Source organism: Dokdonella sp. (assembly GCF_044227025.1).
GTDB lineage: Bacteria > Pseudomonadota > Gammaproteobacteria > Xanthomonadales > Rhodanobacteraceae > Dokdonella_A.
Window position 1 is genome coordinate 516,966 of sequence record NZ_JBGAFX010000001.1, and the last position, 16,906, is coordinate 533,871.

At 68.3% G+C, this 16,906-nt stretch carries 17 protein-coding genes; 9 read left to right on the top strand and 8 right to left on the bottom strand.

What is annotated here, in order from left to right; genetic code table 11:
* Positions 1–25: 25 nt before the first annotated feature.
* A complete protein-coding gene (locus ACILRJ_RS02340) occupies positions 26–1,201 on the top strand; it encodes an ABC transporter permease (RefSeq protein WP_395679973.1) in 1,176 nt (391 codons plus the stop codon).
* 154 nt (positions 1,202–1,355) lie between these two features.
* On the opposite strand, the gene ACILRJ_RS02345 is transcribed toward ACILRJ_RS02340, so the two are convergent.
* The gene (locus ACILRJ_RS02345; RefSeq protein WP_395679975.1) at positions 1,356–2,465 is read right to left on the bottom strand and encodes a PA0069 family radical SAM protein; all 1,110 of its coding nucleotides are present in this window, start codon (positions 2,463–2,465) and stop codon (positions 1,356–1,358) included.
* 121 nt (positions 2,466–2,586) lie between these two features.
* On the opposite strand from ACILRJ_RS02345, the gene ACILRJ_RS02350 reads away from it, so the two are divergent.
* On the top strand, positions 2,587–2,901 hold the full coding sequence (locus ACILRJ_RS02350; protein ID WP_395679977.1) for a hypothetical protein: 315 nt from the start codon (positions 2,587–2,589) through the stop codon (positions 2,899–2,901).
* Between the two features lie 31 nt (positions 2,902–2,932).
* On the opposite strand, the gene ACILRJ_RS02355 is transcribed toward ACILRJ_RS02350, so the two are convergent.
* A complete protein-coding gene (locus ACILRJ_RS02355; protein WP_395679979.1) occupies positions 2,933–3,466 on the bottom strand; it encodes a pyridoxamine 5'-phosphate oxidase family protein in 534 nt (177 codons plus the stop codon).
* 76 nt (positions 3,467–3,542) lie between these two features.
* A complete protein-coding gene (ada, locus tag ACILRJ_RS02360; protein WP_395679981.1) occupies positions 3,543–4,640 on the bottom strand; it encodes a bifunctional DNA-binding transcriptional regulator/O6-methylguanine-DNA methyltransferase Ada in 1,098 nt (365 codons plus the stop codon).
* 120 nt (positions 4,641–4,760) lie between these two features.
* On the opposite strand from ada, the gene ACILRJ_RS02365 reads away from it, so the two are divergent.
* The gene (locus ACILRJ_RS02365; protein ID WP_395679983.1) at positions 4,761–5,426 is read left to right on the top strand and encodes a glutathione S-transferase family protein; all 666 of its coding nucleotides are present in this window, start codon (positions 4,761–4,763) and stop codon (positions 5,424–5,426) included.
* Between the two features lie 21 nt (positions 5,427–5,447).
* On the opposite strand, the gene ACILRJ_RS02370 is transcribed toward ACILRJ_RS02365, so the two are convergent.
* A complete protein-coding gene (locus ACILRJ_RS02370) occupies positions 5,448–5,900 on the bottom strand; it encodes a YaiI/YqxD family protein (protein WP_395679985.1) in 453 nt (150 codons plus the stop codon).
* A 148-nt stretch (positions 5,901–6,048) separates the two neighbouring features.
* Between ACILRJ_RS02370 and ACILRJ_RS02375 the strand changes: the two genes are divergently transcribed.
* Positions 6,049–6,711, top strand: a complete 663-nt coding sequence (locus tag ACILRJ_RS02375) for a hypothetical protein (RefSeq protein ID WP_395679987.1) — start codon at positions 6,049–6,051, stop codon at positions 6,709–6,711.
* A gap of 132 nt (positions 6,712–6,843) precedes the next feature.
* Complete coding sequence (locus ACILRJ_RS02380) at positions 6,844–7,356, top strand: DUF1993 family protein (protein WP_395679989.1); 513 nt, start codon at positions 6,844–6,846, stop codon at positions 7,354–7,356.
* Positions 7,357–7,393: 37 nt separating this feature from the next.
* On the opposite strand, the gene ACILRJ_RS02385 is transcribed toward ACILRJ_RS02380, so the two are convergent.
* Positions 7,394–7,924 carry a hypothetical protein gene (locus ACILRJ_RS02385; RefSeq protein WP_395679991.1) on the bottom strand — a complete coding sequence of 177 codons (531 nt, stop codon included), beginning with the start codon at positions 7,922–7,924 and terminating at the stop codon, positions 7,394–7,396.
* A gap of 146 nt (positions 7,925–8,070) precedes the next feature.
* On the opposite strand from ACILRJ_RS02385, the gene ACILRJ_RS02390 reads away from it, so the two are divergent.
* Together ACILRJ_RS02390 and ACILRJ_RS02395 are read left to right on the top strand one after the other, a co-directional pair.
* Positions 8,071–9,111: a sterol desaturase family protein gene (locus ACILRJ_RS02390; protein ID WP_395679993.1), complete on the top strand. Its 1,041-nt coding sequence runs from the start codon at positions 8,071–8,073 to the stop codon at positions 9,109–9,111.
* Between the two features lie 84 nt (positions 9,112–9,195).
* Positions 9,196–11,031 carry a putative bifunctional diguanylate cyclase/phosphodiesterase gene (locus ACILRJ_RS02395; RefSeq protein ID WP_395679995.1) on the top strand — a complete coding sequence of 612 codons (1,836 nt, stop codon included), beginning with the start codon at positions 9,196–9,198 and terminating at the stop codon, positions 11,029–11,031.
* A gap of 78 nt (positions 11,032–11,109) precedes the next feature.
* On the opposite strand, the gene ACILRJ_RS02400 is transcribed toward ACILRJ_RS02395, so the two are convergent.
* Positions 11,110–12,507, bottom strand: a complete 1,398-nt coding sequence (locus ACILRJ_RS02400; protein WP_395679997.1) for a GntP family permease — start codon at positions 12,505–12,507, stop codon at positions 11,110–11,112.
* A gap of 184 nt (positions 12,508–12,691) precedes the next feature.
* Here ACILRJ_RS02400 and ACILRJ_RS02405 point away from each other — a divergent pair, with 184 nt between their 5' ends.
* Together ACILRJ_RS02405 and ACILRJ_RS02410 are read left to right on the top strand one after the other, a co-directional pair.
* Positions 12,692–14,965 carry a TonB-dependent receptor gene (locus tag ACILRJ_RS02405; RefSeq protein ID WP_395679999.1) on the top strand — a complete coding sequence of 758 codons (2,274 nt, stop codon included), beginning with the start codon at positions 12,692–12,694 and terminating at the stop codon, positions 14,963–14,965.
* Between the two features lie 11 nt (positions 14,966–14,976).
* On the top strand, positions 14,977–15,999 hold the full coding sequence (locus tag ACILRJ_RS02410; RefSeq protein WP_395680001.1) for a PHB depolymerase family esterase: 1,023 nt from the start codon (positions 14,977–14,979) through the stop codon (positions 15,997–15,999).
* Between the two features lie 8 nt (positions 16,000–16,007).
* On the opposite strand, the gene ACILRJ_RS02415 is transcribed toward ACILRJ_RS02410, so the two are convergent.
* Both ACILRJ_RS02415 and ACILRJ_RS02420 read right to left on the bottom strand, forming a co-directional pair.
* A complete protein-coding gene (locus tag ACILRJ_RS02415) occupies positions 16,008–16,475 on the bottom strand; it encodes a GNAT family N-acetyltransferase (RefSeq protein WP_395680003.1) in 468 nt (155 codons plus the stop codon).
* Positions 16,472–16,813 carry a zinc ribbon domain-containing protein YjdM gene (locus tag ACILRJ_RS02420; protein WP_395680005.1) on the bottom strand — a complete coding sequence of 114 codons (342 nt, stop codon included), beginning with the start codon at positions 16,811–16,813 and terminating at the stop codon, positions 16,472–16,474. The genes ACILRJ_RS02415 and ACILRJ_RS02420 overlap by 4 nt, the downstream gene beginning before the upstream one ends.
* Between the last annotated feature and the right edge of the window lie 93 nt (positions 16,814–16,906).

Sequence of the window (16,906 nt, forward strand, 5' to 3'; positions counted from 1 at the left end):
CCCTGGGAAAAACGCGAGTTCCGTCATGAAAGCGACCCTCATCGTGTTCTGGAAGGAAGTGCGCGAAAACCTGCGCGACCGCCGCACCGTGATCAACACGTTGGTGACCGGGCCGCTGATGGCGCCGCTGATGTTTGCGTTGATCATCAACGCGTCGATCTCGCGCGAGCTGGCCAAGGCCGAACAGCCGCTGCCGGTGCCGGTCGTCGGCGCCGCGCATGCGCCGAATCTGATTGCCGCGCTGCGCCGCTCTGGCGTCGAGATCAAGAACGCGCCGGCCGACCCCGAGCGCGCCGTGCGCGAGCAGGACGTCGACCTCGTGCTGCGCATTCCGGACGACTATGCGAAGTCGTGGTCGGCCGGCGAACCGGCGCAGGTCGAGATCGTCTACGATGAATCGCAGCGTGACGCGCAAGGCCCGGTCGCGCGCCTGCGCGGCATGCTGAACGCGTACTCGCAGGCGAATGGCGCCTTGCGTCTCGTCGCGCGTGGCGTCTCGCCGAACGTGGTGCGCCCCGTCGTCGTCGCCGAGCGCGACCAGTCCACCGCGCAGGCGCGCGGTGGCGGCCTGTTCGGCATGCTGCCTTACTTCTTCATTCTCGGCGTGTTCATCGGCGGCATGGCGCTCGCGATCGACACCACGGCCGGCGAGCGCGAGCGGCAATCGCTGGAACCGCTGCTGGTCAATCCGGTGCGGCGGGGCGCGCTGCTCGCCGGCAAGCTCGGCGCGACGAGCGCATTCGCGTTCACTTCGCTGGTGCTCGGCATCGTCGCGTTCTCGATCGCCGGACAGTTCCTGCCGACCGACAAGCTCGGCATCAGCCTGCAGCTCGGCGTGCATTTCGCGCTGTCCACGCTGCTCGTGATGCTGCCGCTGGTGGTTCTTCTCGGCTGCCTGCAGACGCTCGCCGCGGCGTTCGCGAAGAGCTTCCGCGAGGCGCAGACCTATCTTTCGCTGCTCATGTTCGTGCCCGCGGTGCCGACCATGCTGATGTCGCTGTACCCGGTGAAGACGCAGGACTGGATGTACGCGGTACCGTTGATGGGACAGCACGTGACGATCCTGCGCCTGCTGCGCGGTGATTCGATCCTGCCGTCGCAGTTCGCGATGTGCATCGCCGCCACGACCGTCGCAGCGATCGTGGCCGCGCTGGTCACGGCCTGGGTGTACCGCAGCGAGCGGCTCGCGATCTCCGCCTGAGAGGGCATGCAAACCCGCACCTGGTACAACCAGGCGACCATCGATGCCGGTAACCGCGGCCGCTGTAACCGCCACCGGTGCCACCGTGCCGTTCACGATCGACGGAGTCCTTGTCGCAGACCTCTCCCCCAAGGAGGTGTACGGCGCTTTCGAGTCAGAACAACTCGCCCTGCGGGGACGCCGCGCGTGGCGGCGTGAAGCGGGTCGTGTCCAACCCGAGTTCGCGCACCGAGTTGATGCCGTGGCGGCGGCAGGCGAGGCGGAAGCGCTGGCGGATCAGTTCGGCGAACTCGCCCTCGCCGCGCATGCGCGCACCGAAACGCGCGTCGTTGTCCTTTCCGCCGCGCATCTGGCGGATCAGGCTCATCACGTGCTCGGCGCGCTCGGGCACGTTCAGCGCGAGCCATTCCTTGAACAGGTCCTTGAGTTCGTACGGCAGGCGCAGCACGGTGTAGCCCGCATGCGTGGCGCCGGCGCCGGCGGCTCGTTCGAGGATCTGCTCGATCCAGCGGTCGGTCACCATCGGGATGATCGGCGCGACCATCACGCCGCAGGGCACGCCCGCGGCATTCAGCGCGGCGACCGCTTCGAGACGGCGGTGCGGCGCGCTCGCGCGCGATTCGAGCGTGCTCGACAGGCGGTTGTCGAGCGAGGTCACCGAAACGAAGGCATGAACCAGCTGTGCCTTCGCCATCGGCACGAGCAGGTCGAGGTCGCGCTCGATCAGCGCGTTCTTCGTGATGATCGTGCACGGATGGTTGTGCTCGGCCAGCACTTCGAGGATCGAGCGCGTGATGCGGTAACGCCTTTCGATCGGCTGGTACGGATCGGTGTTCGCGCCGAGGTTGATCGGCGAGCAGACATAGCCGCGCTTGCCGAGCTCCGTGCGCAGCAATTCGGCCGCATTCGTCTTCGCGAACAGTTTCGTCTCGAAGTCGATTCCGGCGGAGAGATTGAGATATGCATGCGACGGTCGCGCGTAACAGTAGACGCAACCGTGCTCGCAGCCGCGATACGGATTGATCGACTGCTCGAAGCGGATGTCGGGCGAATCGTTGCGGCTGATGATCGTGCGTGCGCGTTCTTCGGTCACCTGCGTGGCGGGTCGCGACGCCGGCTCGCCGTCGTGATGCCAGCCATCGTCCTCGCGTGTTTTCGCCAGCGATTCGAAGCGGCCTTCGGGATTGGACGCGGCGCCGCGGCCCTTGATCCGCGCAGGCGCGTCGAGGCGAAGCGGATCGGGTGGCGGCGCAGTCGATTTCATCGCGGCATTGTGCGCCGCTGCGTCTCAATCGGCGCGACCGCGGGTGGGACGGCGGCCGGTGCACAATATCCGCAACGCACCGGTGCGATCATGCGGCCGGGGATCTTCGGGGGGATGTGTCATGCGCGGGCGGATTGCGATGGCGGCGGCGCTGATGGCGTTCGGCGGCGGGTTGCAGGCGCAGAGCGTCATGTTCGGCAAGCGCCTGATCGGCAAGGGCGACCAGGTGACGCTGGTGCGCGAGGCGGCGGGCATGCCCGACAAGCTCGACCGCATCGAAGGCGACGACAGCACGCCGGCGATGGAGATCTGGACCTACACGCGCGACCAGCGCGAGGTCACCGTCTGGATCGTTGCCGGCAAGGTCGTGAAGGTCGCCGAAAAGGCCTTGCCCGCGCCCGGCAGGGGTGCCACGAGCGGCGTCGCGACGGGCTGAACCCGCCACGCGCTCGCACGGCGTGGCCTGATCACCGCGCGGCGTCACCGGCGCTGTCGAATCCCGATCCTGCGAGCCTGCCCTGCTTGCCGAGATCGGTCGGCTCCTCGCTGAGCATGCCGCGCGCGAAATCGAGCGCGCGCGCCACGAAGTTGCCGGCCGCTTCCCAATAGGCCGCATCGCGCACGCGGACCCGCAGCACCACCAGATTCGGATCGTCCTTCCCGTCCGGAAAGAAGATCTTCTGCGGCATCGACCAGAGTTCCTCGATCGTGGCCCGGTCGCGATCGACGCGAGCCCTGCCGCGCACCGAAACAAAGCGTTGCGCGTGCGGATCGGCGTAGGCGAGGTTGACGTCGGCATCGTCGGCGACCTCGTCGATCTTGCGGCTGTCCGCCGCGGTGAAGAACACCAGTTCGCCATTGCCGTCGAACGCGAGCGTCTGCAGGGGTCGGCTCACCATCGACCCGTCCGCGGCGTGGGTCGTCAGCATCGCGGTTTCGATGCCGTCGAGGAGTTCGCCCAGTCTGCGCAGATCTTCAGTGGCCTGGATCGCGATCTTCATCGGAGAGCTCCATCGAAACGGAGTGCCACCCTTTCACCCGCGGCGTTAACGCATGCTGAAACCGCCGCCGCGCGCGTCATCGACGACGCGTCGCGCTGCGCTCGACGTCGATGAGTGCACGCTTGCGCGGCAGTCCCCAGCGGTAGCCGCCGAGGCCGCCGTCACCGCGGAGCACGCGATGGCAAGGGACCAGCACGGCGATGCGGTTGCGCGCGCAGGCAGATGCCAGCGCGCGCGTCGCGCGCGGCGCGTCGATCGCCGCCGCGGCTTCGGCGTACGACACCACGGTGCCATATGGAATCGAACGCAGGTAGTTCCACACGCGCACCTGGAACGCGGTACCGCGCAGGTCGAGCGGCAGGTCGAGGTCGGGGGCGCGTCCCCCGAGGTGTTCGTTGAGCGCGTGCATCCACGCATCGAATGCGGACTGCGCCGCGGCGTCCATCGGTGCGAGGCGTGCGTGCGGGAACTCGCCCGCGAGCAGCGCGAGCAGGGCCTCGCGGTCTTCGCCGAATTGCAGGAAGCAGATGCCGCGATCGGTCGCGCCGATGCAGGTGAGGCCGAGCGGCGTGTTGCCGGTCGCGTGCGAAATCGCGACGCCTTCGCCACCGCTGCGGTACTCGCGCGGGGTCATGCCGAGCGAGGCCGGCGCGCGTTCGTACAGGCCGCGGCTGGAGCCGAGGCCGGCGTCGTAGATCGCATCGGTGACCGAGGCGGAGTGGCGCAACGCGTGCCGCACGCGGCGCATGCGCACGCTCTCGATGTAGTCGCCGGGGGTGATCGTCAGGTAGCGCTTGAACAGTCGATTGAGCTGGAACGCATCGCGTTTGGCCGCCCGCGCCAGCGCGGCGCCGTCGGGCAACCGGTCCGGTTCCGCTTCGACCAGCCGGCACAGTCGCAGCAGCAGTGCGATTTCCGGATCGTCCTGCCAGTGTTCGAGCGGTCGACAACGCTTGCATGGACGCAGGCCGGCCGCGGCCGCCGCAGCGGGCTCATCGAAGAAACGCACGTTGTCGCGCAGCGGGCGGCGCGCCGCGCACGACGGCCGGCAATACACGCCGGTGCTCAGCACGCCATAGACGAAGCGCCGGTCCATCGACGCGTCGCGTTGCTGTACCGCTTGCCATCTGGATTCGTCGCGCATCTCGATCTCCACCGGTTTCGATGGGGGCATCCTCGCGCCGGCGCAAGCGCCCGGCCATCCGCTTGCTGCGCGGCATATGCGGCGCAATCGGCGGATATCGCGCGATCGCGGCATCGCCCACGCTTGGCACACCCTTGGAGAGTGACGCCAATGCTGACCCTGTATGACTACCTGCCTTCGCGCAATGCCTGGAAGGTGCGCCAGCTGCTTGCCTGGCTCGACCTGCGATATCGGAGCGAGCTGGTCTCGATCTTCGAGGGCGAAGGGCAGACGCCGGAGTTCTTGCGCATCAGCCCGACCGGCACCGTCCCGGCGCTGCGCCTCGCCGATGGCCGTGCGCTGGCCGAGTCGAACGCGATCCTCGCCTTCCTCGCCGACGACACCCGCTACCTGCCGGACGAGGCCTACGCGCGCGCATACGTGCACCAGTGGCTGTCGTTCGAGCAGGAGCGCATCGAATCGACGATCGGCGCGCTGCGCCACTGGACCCTGACCGGCAAGCTCGCGCGGCGACCCCCCGAGCTGGTCGCGCTCAAGCGCGAGGCCGGCCTGCGTGCGTTGGCGATCCTCGACGCGCAACTGGCCGAGCGCGCCTTCCTCGCGGGCGACCACTGCACGATCGCCGACATTTCCGTGTTCGCCTATGCAAGCCAGGCCGCCGATGCCGACTTCGATCTCGCGCCGCATGCACGCCTGCGCGCATGGATCGGGCGCATGCGCGCGCTGCCGGGCTTTCTCGACCAAGTCCATCCGTACGCGCTCGATCCACACTCGATGCATGAGCTGCCGCGCGCAGCCCTCGAGCGAATGCCTTGAGGCGAACGGAACTCGGTGCGCTCAGAGGCGCGCGAGGCGGGCGAGCAGGCGGTCGAGCTGGTTCGCGAACGCCTGGCGGTCGCGTTGATCGAACGCGGGCGGACCGCCGGTCTGCACGCCCGCGCCGCGCAGACTGTCCAGAAAATCGCGCATCGACAATTGCTGGCGAACGTTTTCGGCGGTGTACAGCTCGCCGCGCGGGTTGATCGCGGTCACGCCATTGGCGACCACCGCGGCGGCGAGCGGGATGTCCGCGGTCACGACCAGATCGCCGGCGGCGGCGCAGTCGATGATTGCGTTATCGGCCGCGTCCAGCCCGCTGGCGACGGTTCGGGTGCTGATCAGCGGCGATCGCGGCACGGCCAGCGCCTGATTGGCGACCAGCACGAGTTCGACCCGTGCGCGCTCGGCCGCTCGATAAAGGATCTGCTTGACCGGCTTCGGGCAGGCGTCCGCGTCGACCCAGATCTTCATGCGCGTGTCCCCTGGTTTCTTCGCGTGTAGCATGAGTATGCCCCGCTCCGCGATGCGAGCGGTTCGGGCTGAGTAAAGCTTGGCTCTGCTATCCACGGCGGGCCGCGCGCACCCGGTGCGGCCGGTTCACGACCAGCGAGGTATCGACATGAAGCGAGTCGCATCGAAGAAGGCTGCGGTGAAGAAGGTTGCGAGGAAGGGCGGTGGCGCGAAAAAGCGCGCCGCGAAGAGAGTCGCGGTGAGGAAGACGGCACGCAAGACGCCAGCGGCAGCGCGCGCGCCGGCGCGTCCGGCCAGGAAGGGGGCCGGCAAGGCCGCGAAGAAAAGCGTGAAGAAGGCTGCCGCCAAAGTCGCGAAGAAGGTCGCTGCGAAGAAGGCGCCCGCCGGCAAGGTCGCGAAGAAGGCGGCCGTGAAGAAAGTCGCACCGAAACCCGTGGCCAAGAAGATTGCCGCGAAGCCGGTTCCAGAAGTCGCGCCCAAGCCGGCGCCTGCAGGCAAGCCCGCGGCACCGGTTGCGAGGGCCGCGGTCGCGCCACCACCTGTTGCGAGGCCGGCGGTGACCGGCGTGCCTTCAAGACCCGCCGCGGCGCCGAAACCGGCAATGCGAAAGCCGATGGCGGCAGCGAAGCCTGCGGCCGCGCCTGCCGCGGCGGCGACGGGTGCCGTGAGTGCCGAGCTGGCGATGCAGCACTTCCGCGAATTGCTGCGTGCGAAACAGGAACGCGTGCGCCAGGGACCGAGCTATCCCGCTCCGAATCCGTATACCGGTCGCCATGAAGCCGCCGAAGGCGACGACGGAGCGGATGAATAGCCGTACCGACCCGGTGTCCCGCCCACCGGCGGGACACTGTCTCCCGCGCCTTGTTTGCCGCCGCGCGCGTCGCCACCTCGACCCGGACCGCGTGCCACCACGGCACCGGCTTCCCAGTTCGAGGAGATTCGCATGACGCTTTCGATGTACGCGGCTTCGGTTCCCGTTTTCCTTCGTGCCCTGACCCAGTTGTCGGCGATCCTCGGCAAGGGCGCCGCGCATGCTGCGGCGAAGAAGTTCGATCCGGCCGTGCTGGTCAATGCGCGCCTCGCGCCGGACATGTTGCCGCTGTCGCGGCAGATCCAGATCGCCTGCGATCACGCGCGCGGGGCTGCGGCACGCCTCGCCGGGCAGGAACGCCCGCCGGTGCCCGACAACGAAACGACGCTCGAGGAGTTGCAGGCGCGCATCGCCGCGACGCTCGCCTACCTCCGCTCGTTCAAGCCCGAGCAGATCGACGCCAGCGAGGCGCGCGACATCAACCTGCCGCTGCGCACAGGCGAGGTCAGGACCAAGGGCGAGCCGTACCTGCTGTATTTCGCGTTGCCGAATTTCTGGTTCCACGTGACGACCGCGTACGCGATCCTGCGCCACAACGGCGTCGACATCGGCAAGACGGATTTCATCGGCGCATTGCCGGACTGAAGCAAAGGGCGCCGCGTTCCACGCGGCGCCCTGTACGTCACCGCTTCATGGCCTTCGCGGCGCTTTCGGCATTGTCGAAGTCGCTGCGCGCACGCTGCCGGGCCGCTTCGGCCTGTGCCTTGGCGGTCGACGCGCAGGCGTCCTGCTCGGCGCGCGGCAGGCCCTCGCATTTCTCCGCGGCCACCTTGTAGTCGGCGTCGGCTTGCGCGAGCGCGAGGTCGTAGCGTGCCTTCGCATCCTTCTGGTAAGCGTCCGATTTCTCGTCGTTCGCGTCTTCGCTCGCCTTGCGCTCGACCTTGTTCGCAGCGGCGCTCGCATCGTTGATCTTCTCGCCAGCATCCGCATTCGCCTCCTGCACCGTGGCGTTCGCCTTCGCCTGCGCCGCTTCGATCTGCTGACGCGCCTGGGCGGTTGCCTCATTGGCCTTCTTCTGCGCCGCGGCGACATCCTCAGCCGCCTTGGCGCGCGCCGCGGCGACGTCGCGCTGTGCTTCTTCCGGTGATTTTTCGCTGCAGGCGACCAGGCCCAGCGCGAGTGCGGTCGACAGGGTCAATACGATCCGGTTCATGGCAGTCTTCCCATTGCAATACCGCCCGAGCGGCGACCTTCGCATCATGGCGGCAGCGGCTTTACGCGCAATGAATCGATGGGCATCGTGACGCCATGCGGTTCAGGTGCGCGCAGCACGGGTGGACCGCGCACTAGAATGCGCGCATGTCCGCACTCTGGTCCCTCCTCGTCGACGCGCTCACCACGCATCTGGTGTCGCCGTTCCTCGTGCTCGTCCACCTCGACCGGCTCGCCGGTGATCCGCGCGAGATCGCCGGCGCGCTGCTGATCGCGGCGGCGCAGGTGCTGGTGATTGCCCTCGTGTTCCGGCCGCTCGAGAGCCTCGCGCCGGCCGAGGAGTGGCCCGACCGCCGCCTCACCCGCATCGACCGCACCTACACCCTGCTGATGCTGCTCGGTCTCAATCCGCTGTTCGCCTACCTGGTACTGACCCCGCTCGCGAACGCGTTCGGCGGAACCGACGCGGCCGGCGACGCCACCAGCGGCCTCGCCGCGTGGGTGCCGTGGTTCCAGCAGCACCCGCTCGCGCTGTTCCTCGTCTACTACGTGATCTACGACTTCGCCTACTACTGGATGCACCGCGTGCAGCACTGGATCCCGTGGTGGTGGGCGCTGCACAGCATGCACCACAGCCAGCGCCAGATGAGCTGCTGGACCAACGACCGCGGCAGCTACGTCGACGGTTTCCTGCAATCGATGGTGCTCGCCACGGTCGGTCTTGTCATCGGGGTCGAGCCGGAGCAGTTCGCGCTGCTCATGTTCATCGGCGAGCTGGCACAGAATTTTTCCCATGCGAACGTGCGCTTCGGCTTCGGCCGGGTGTTCGACAAGCTGTTCGTCGATCCGCGCTTCCACCGCCTGCACCACATGGTGGTCGACGCGCGCCGGCCACGACTGCACAATTGCAATTATGGTCAGGTACTTTCCGTGTGGGACGTGTTGTTCGGCACCGCGCTGTACGGCGAGCCCGCGCGCCCGACCGGCGTCGGCGACCCGGTCGTCGACGCCGACAACGGCCGCGGCGTGGTTGCGATGCAATGGGGCGCGTTCCGGCGCTTCTGGGGCGCGCTGTGGACTCCGGCCGGCTGGCGCCCGGGCGACGTGGCGTTCGGGCCCGACTACGTGCCTGTCTCCACGCGCGACATGGACCTGCATTCCTTCGAGCGCGAGCCGGACGCGGCTTGAGGCGAAGCGCGCGCGGCGTATGATGGCCGTCCGGTCCGTGCGATTCCGCGGGCCCCGGGGAGGGATGCGAAGGGATCGCGGATGATGGACGATCGCTCGAGCACGGAACTGCAACGATTGCAGGGGGAAATCCTCGAAGCGATCGCGCGCGGCGAGCCGCTCGCCGGAGTGGCCGAACACCTGTGCCGGCGCGTCGAGGCCCTCGCCCCCGACGTGCTCTGCTCGATCCTCACCGTCGATGCGCAAGGCAGGCTGCATCCGCTCGCCGCGCCGAGCCTGCCCGAATCGTATTCGCATTCGCTCGACGGCCTGCCGATCGGCCCGCTCGCCGGCTCCTGCGGCGCCGCCGCGTGGCGCGGCACCGCGGTCGAGGTCGTCGACATCGAGACCGACCCGCTGTGGACGGAATTCCGCGCGCTCGCGCTGCCGCTTGGGCTGCACGCGTGCTGGTCGAGCCCGATCAAGGCGCGCGACGGGCGCGTGGTCGGCACGTTCGCGTTCTACTACCGCAGCCGGCGCGGACCAGCCGAACTCGACCGCGAGATCGTCGCGCGCTGCGTCGACCTGTGCGCGATCGCGATCGAGCACGACGAAGTGCAGTCGCGGGTGCACCGCCTCGCGTTCCACGACCAGGTCACCGGCCTGCCGAATCGCGCCAGCTTCACCGAACACGCGACGCGCACGCTCGCGGCGCTGGGCGCAGAGCGCAGCGTAAACATCCTGTACATCGATCTCGACGACTTCAAGGCGGTCAACGACACGCTCGGCCACCGCATCGGCGACCAGTTGCTCGGCATGGTCGCGCAGCGCCTGTCCGCCTGCGTTGGGAAGGGTGTCTTCGTCGCGCGCCTCGGCGGCGACGAGTTCGCGCTGTTGCAGGTGAGCGAGGATGCCGACGCCGATGCGCGCCTGCTGGCCGGAAAGATCAAGGCCGTGCTCGACGATCCGTTCGACGTCGACGAGCAGCAGGTCACGATCGGCGCGAGCATCGGCATCGCATCGACCATCGGTGCCGATCTCGATTTCGACGAACTCGCGCGGCGCGCCGACATGGCGCTGTACGAGGCAAAGGGCGGCGGCCGCCGCACCCACCGTTTCTTCGATCCTTCGATGGACGAGATCGTGCAGCTGCGCCGCGGCCTCAAGCAGGACCTGCGCACCGCCATCGACAATGGCGCGTTCCGCCTCGTGTACCAGCCGATCGTCGCGCTCGAATCCGGCGAACTGGTCGCGGTCGAGGCGCTGCTGCGCTGGCGCCATCCCTCGCGCGGCAGCGTACCGCCGGCGGCGTTCATTCCGGTAGTCGAGGAGATGGGCCTGATCGCGCCGCTCGGCGACTGGGTGCTGCGCGAGGCATGCAGCGCGGCGGCGGCGTGGCCGCGCGAAATCAAGGTCGGCGTCAACCTGTCGCCGCTGCAACTGCGCAAACCAGGCTTCGTCCTCGACGTGGTGAGCGCGTTGAACCAGGCCGGCCTGCCGGCGCACCGCCTCGACCTGGAAGTCACCGAGAGCGCACTGCTGGCGAGTGACATCGCGACACGCACCGCGCTGAACGAGTTGCACGACCTCGGCGTGCGCCTGTCACTCGACGACTTCGGCACGGGCTATTCGTCGCTGCAACTGCTGCGCGCGTTCCCGTTCGACAAGATCAAGATCGACATGTCGTTCGTGCGCGACATCGGCATCGACGCCGATTCCGAGGCGATCATCCGCGCGGTGATCCGCCTCGCCCGCGACGTCGGCATCCGCACCGCGGCCGAGGGCGTCGAGACCGCCGCGCAATACGACTGGCTGGTGCGCCACCGCTGCACCGAAGTGCAGGGCTACCACTACAGCCGTCCGCTCGCCGAGGCGGATCTGCGCGCATTCATCGACCAGTCGGCACATCGCGCGGTGCCTGTCGTCGTCGCGCAAGGGTAGAAGCGGCGCGCCCGCGGCCGTTCGGGTAGTCCGAAGCGGGTCGGTCGCGCCAGCGGCGCTCCTGCAGCAGCCCCCGGCTCAGACCACCCCAGCGAACACATACAAGCCGATCACCGCGAACACCGCCAGCGTCTTGATCAGCGTGATCGCGAAGATGTCGCGGTACGACTCGCGATGGGTAAGTCCGGTCACCGCGAGCAGGGTGATCACCGCCCCGTTGTGCGGCAGCGTGTCCATGCCGCCGGACGCCATCGCGGCGACGCGATGCAGCACCTCCATCGGGATCCCCGCGGCGATCGCGTTCGCCTTGAACGTGTCCGCCATCGCCGCGAGCGCGATGCTCATGCCGCCGGAGGCGGAGCCGGTGATGCCGGCGAGCGCGGTCACCGAGACCGCCTCGTTGACGAGCGGATGCGGGATCGCCTGCAACGCATCGGCGACGGAGCGAAAGCCCGGCAACGCCGCGATGACCGCGCCGAAGCCGTACTCCGACGCGGTGTTCATCGACGCCAGCAACGCGCCACCGACCGCCGCGCGACTGCCGTCGGTGAACGCGCGCGTGACCGGGCGCCATGCACACGCGAGCACGCAGGCGATGCCGAGCAGCAGCGCGCCTTCGACCGCCCAGATCGCCGCAACCTTGGCGACTTCCTGCACGACCGGCTTGGCGTCGCCGACGACTGCCGGGACGAACGACTGGGTCGGACCGTACCAGCGCGGAATCGATCGTGTCAGCGCGAAGTTGGCGACCGCGACCAGCGCCAGCGGCAGCAGCGCGAGCAGCGGATGCGCGAGACGCTCGCCGGTGAACGGTGCCGGTTCGTTGCGCAGTTCGACTCCGTACCCTTCGCCGATCGCGGCCGCATGGCGCCGGCGCGATTCGAGCCAGCCGAGCCCGCAGGCAAGCACGAACAGCGAGCCGCCGACGCCGAGCCACGGCGCCGCCCAGCCGGTGGTGCCGAAGAACGTGGTCGGGATGATGTTCTGGATCTGCGGCGTGCCCGGCAGCGCGTCCATCGTGAACGTGAACGCACCGAGTGCGATCGTGCCCGGGATCAGGCGCTTGGGGATGTCGGCCTGGCGGAACAGTTCGGCCGCGAACGGGTAGACCGCGAACACGACCACGAACAGCGACACGCCGCCGTAGGTGAGCAGCGCGCACACCAGCACGATCGACAGCATCGCGCGGCGTTCGCCGACGACGCCGATCGTCGCCGCGACGATCGATTTGGAGAACCCCGAGATCTCGATCAGCTTGCCGAACACCGCGCCGAGCAGGAACACCGGGAAATAGAGTTTCAGGAAACCGACCATGCGGTCCATGAACAACCCGGTGAACATCGGCGCGACCAGCGAAGGTTCGGTCAGCAACACCGCGCCGAGCGCGGCGACCGGCGCGAACAGGATTACGCTGTGGCCGCGGTAGGCGACCCACATGAGGAACACGAGCGCAGCGAGCACGACCAGCAGGGCCATCGACCAGACTCCGGTGGCGCGGCGCCGGTGGCCACCATGGCCCGCGACGCGCTCCCTGCGGGGAGTATGCGCAGCGCGCGCCGGCGGCCCACTGTACGAAGGTACAGGTGTCGGCGTGCGCGCCCGCGGTCTAGCCTGCTCGCATCGCTTGGCCACGGGCCGGCTCGATGCTGGAGGGGAATCGATGAAACACCAGATGCTGTCCACGGCGATCGCGTGCGCGCTCGCCCTCGCGTTCCTGAATGCCCATGCAGCCGATGCGACGACTGCCGCGGCGTCATCGACGGCGGATGCGGCGACCGACGCCGCCGACGCCCAGGCCGACGACGCCAAGCCCGGTGCCGACGCCGCGACCCATCTCGAAGGCATCACGGTCACCGCGCGCAAGCGCGCCGAGACGCTGCAGGACGTGCCGATCGCGGTGACCGCGTTCACCTCCGACCGCCTCGACACGCTCAACGTGCAGGACCTGTCCGGCCTCGCCGGGCAGGTGCCGAATACGACCATTTACGCCGCGCGCGGCTCGACCAGCACGGTCACCGCCTACATCCGCGGCATCGGCCAGTCCGATCCGCTGTGGGGTGTCGATCCGGGTGTCGGCATCTATCTCGACGACGTCTACATCGCGCGTCCGCAGGGCGCCCTGCTCGACGTGTTCGACGTCGATCGCGTCGAAGTGCTGCGTGGCCCGCAGGGCACGCTGTACGGCAAGAACACGATCGGTGGCGCGATCAAGTACGTCTCGCGCAAGCTCGACAAGGACTTCGGCGGCTACGCGCAGGCAACGGTCGGAACGGACGGGCAGATGGACGCGAAGGCCGCGATCGGCGGCTCGTTCGACGATTCCGGCATGCTGCGCGCGCGCCTGGCGGTCGCCAGCCTCTCCCGCGACGGCTTCGGCGAGGATGTCTACACGCGCCAGCCGGTCAGCGACAAGCAGATCAACGCGGCGCGCTTCAACCTCGGCCTGTTTGCGACCGAGACGTTTGACGTGCAGTTCGCCTACGACTGGATGAAGGACCAGTCCGGCATGCGCGGCGCGCAGATGCTCGCCCCGAACCCGCTTGCGCCGGCCTATCCGCCGCTCGACAGCCGCTACGACATCCGCAGCGCGATGCGCAACCTCAACAATACCGACATGAAGGGCACCTCGCTGACCGCGAACTGGATGATCAGCGACGCGTGGCTGCTCAAGTACGTGTTCGCACACCGCGCCTCCGACACCGACACCGATATCGATTTCGACACCACGCCATTGCCGCTGGTCGACGTGCATGCGCTCTACAACGACGCCCAGAACAGCAACGAGCTGCAACTGAACTACGACGGCGGCGGCCGCGCGCGCGGCGTGATGGGCATCTATTCGTTCAACGGCAAGGCCGGCGGCCAGGTGCTCAACCACTTCGAGAACCCGTCGCAGGCGCCCTCGCTCACCAATCCCCTGTTCGGCGACACCCAGGGGCGCGTCTACACCAGCAGCATCGCCGCCTATGCCGACTGGACCATCGATCTTTCCGAGGCCTGGAAGCTCGATCTCGGTGCGCGCTACACCGACGAGGACAAGCACGCGATCGCGCTCAACCGCTTCTACACCGACGGCACCTACTCGACGAGCTGGGCCACCGCGGCGAACTTCGACAAGACCGTGAGCTTCAGCAACATCTCGCCGAAGGTGTCCATCGACTGGCAGGTGACGCCGGACGCGATGCTGTACGCGCTGTACTCGAAGGGCTTCAAGTCGGGCGGCTTCAACATCCGCGCCAACACCACCGCAGTGCCGCGCTCGGGCGATCCGTTCAAGGACGAGACCGTCGACAGCTTCGAGGTCGGCGGCAAGTTCACCCTGCTCGACGAGCGCATGTACCTCAACGTCGCGCTGTTCCACAACAAGTACAAGGACATCCAGTTGTCGGTGTTCACCTCGTACACGTTGCCGGATGGCACGCAGAGCTTTTTCGGCGACTTCACCAATGCCGGCAAGGGCACCATCAACGGCGCCGAGATCGAATACCAGTGGCTGCCGACCGAGCACTGGCTGATCAGCGGCAACCTCGCCTGGCTCGACGCCGGCTACGACGAGTTCTTCAATCGGGGCGTCGACATTGCCGACACGCAGCGCTTCACCAACGCGCCGCGCATGTCCGGTGGCCTCAACGTCGAATACCGCACGCCGGTTTCATTCGGGGGCAACCTCGTCGCGCGCGCCGGCTTCACCTACCAGAGCGAAGTGTGGTCGACGACCGATCTCAGCCCGGCGATCCGCCAGAAGGGCTACGGCCTGCTCAACGCCGGCGTCATCTGGAACATCGACAAGGCCTGGTCGATCGCGCTGCAGGGCACGAACCTGACCGACAAGGAATACCGCACGACCGGCTACAACATTCCCGCCTACGGCGTGTTGACCGGCTTCTACGGGCCGCCACGGCAGGTCAGCTTGACGGCGACCTGGCGATTCTGACGGAGACGACGATGAACGCGTGCGCGCTCGCGACCTTTGCCCTTGGCCTCGCCACCGGCGTGGCACACGCCGACGGGCTGCCGAAACTTGCACTCGATGCGTCGCGCACGACCGTCTCGGGCCTCTCGTCCGGCGCGTACATGGCGCACCAGGTGCACGTCGCGTATTCCGACCACATCGCCGGCGCGGCGTTGATCGCCGGTGGTCCCTACCACTGCGCGCAGGGCACCTTGCAGACGGCGCTGGCGAGCTGCATGACGCCGGCGGAAGGCAAGGCGCCGGATGTCGCCGCGCTCGCCGCGTTCGCGAAGGACGCGGCCAAGGCCGGCCGCATCGCACCGCTGGCCGGGCTTTCCGGCGACCATGTGCTGATCCTGCACGGACGCGCCGACAAGACCGTCGCCGAATCGCTGAGCACGGACACCGCTGCGCTGTATCGCGCGCTTGCCGCGGGCGCGAAGAAGCCGCTCGACCTGCGCAAGGATCTCGCCGGCGCGTACACGCACACGTTCCCGACCCTCGGCGCCGGTGCGGCCTGCGACGTGGCGACCGCGCCATTCGTCGGTCACTGCGGCTACGACGCCGCGGGCGCGATCTTCGCCGCGCTGTACGGCAGGCCGGCGCATGCGGTCGCCGCGACAGCCGCCGGCGAGCCGCGCGCGTTCGACCAGGAGGCGTACCGCATCGCCGGCGCCGATGCGCATCTCGCCGCGAAGGGCTACATCTACGTGCCGGCCGCGTGCGAGAAAGGCCGCTGTGCACTGCACGTCGCGTTCCACGGCTGCCAGCAGAACGCGGAAACCATCGACGAGGCGTTCGTGCGCGACGCCGGCTACAACCGCTGGGCCGATGCCTACGGCGTCGTCGTGCTGTATCCGCAGACGCGCGCGACGATGGCGCCACTGAACCCGAAGGGCTGCTGGGATTGGTGGGGCTACAGTGGCGAAGCCTACGACACGCGCGACGGCGCGCAACTGCGCCAGGTCGCCGCGATGGCCGCCGCGCTCGGCGCGCCGCTGCTGGATGGGCGCTGAAAGAACGCCTACGGCACGCGCGTCATGAACACGCTGTTCGGATCGTCGGCATAGTCGCCGAACGCGCCGCAGAACGCGAAACCGAAACGCTGATACAGGCCGTGCGCTGGCGCGAACGCGGCCTGCGCCCCGGTTTCGAGGCTGAGCCGGCGGTAGCCACGCGCACGCGCGGTGTCGACGATGTGCGCGAGCATCGCGCGCGCGGCGCCGCGACCGCGCAGCGCCTTCGGCGTGCGCATCGACTTGACCTCGCCGTGCGCCGGATCGAGTTCGCGCAATGCACCGCAGCCGAGCAGGGTCGCGCCGTCCCAGACAGTCCAGAAGCTGATGTCGGGCCGGCGCAGGCCGGACAGGTCGAGCGCATGCACGCTGCCCGGCGGCGATCGCGCGTGCATGTCGTCGAGGTGCTCGCGCAGCAGCGCAAGCACCTGCGGGCGGGACAGGTCGTCGCGCTCGATGCGCATCGGCGCCGTCATGCCTTCTTCACGAACTCCGACTTCAGCTTCATCGCGCCGATGCCGTCGATCCTGCAGTCGATGTCGTGGTCGCCGTCGACCAGGCGGATGTTCTTCACGCGCGTGCCGACCTTGACCACCAGCGACGAGCCCTTGACCTTGAGGTCCTTGATCACGGTCACGCTGTCGCCGTCGGCGAGCACGCTGCCGTGTGCATCCTTGACCACGCGGGCGTCGGACGCGGCCGCCTCGTCCGCGCCCGGCACCCATTCGTGCGCGCACTCGGGGCAGACGAGCTGGTGGCCGTCCTCGTAGGTGAATGTCGACGCACATCTGGGGCAGGGTGGCAGTTCGCTCATGGCGGTTTTCCTGTTCGATTGCCACGCGGACGTGCCGGCGCGACGCGGGTCGTCGATTATAGGAGACGTTGCACGCGCCGCTGCGTGCGACTC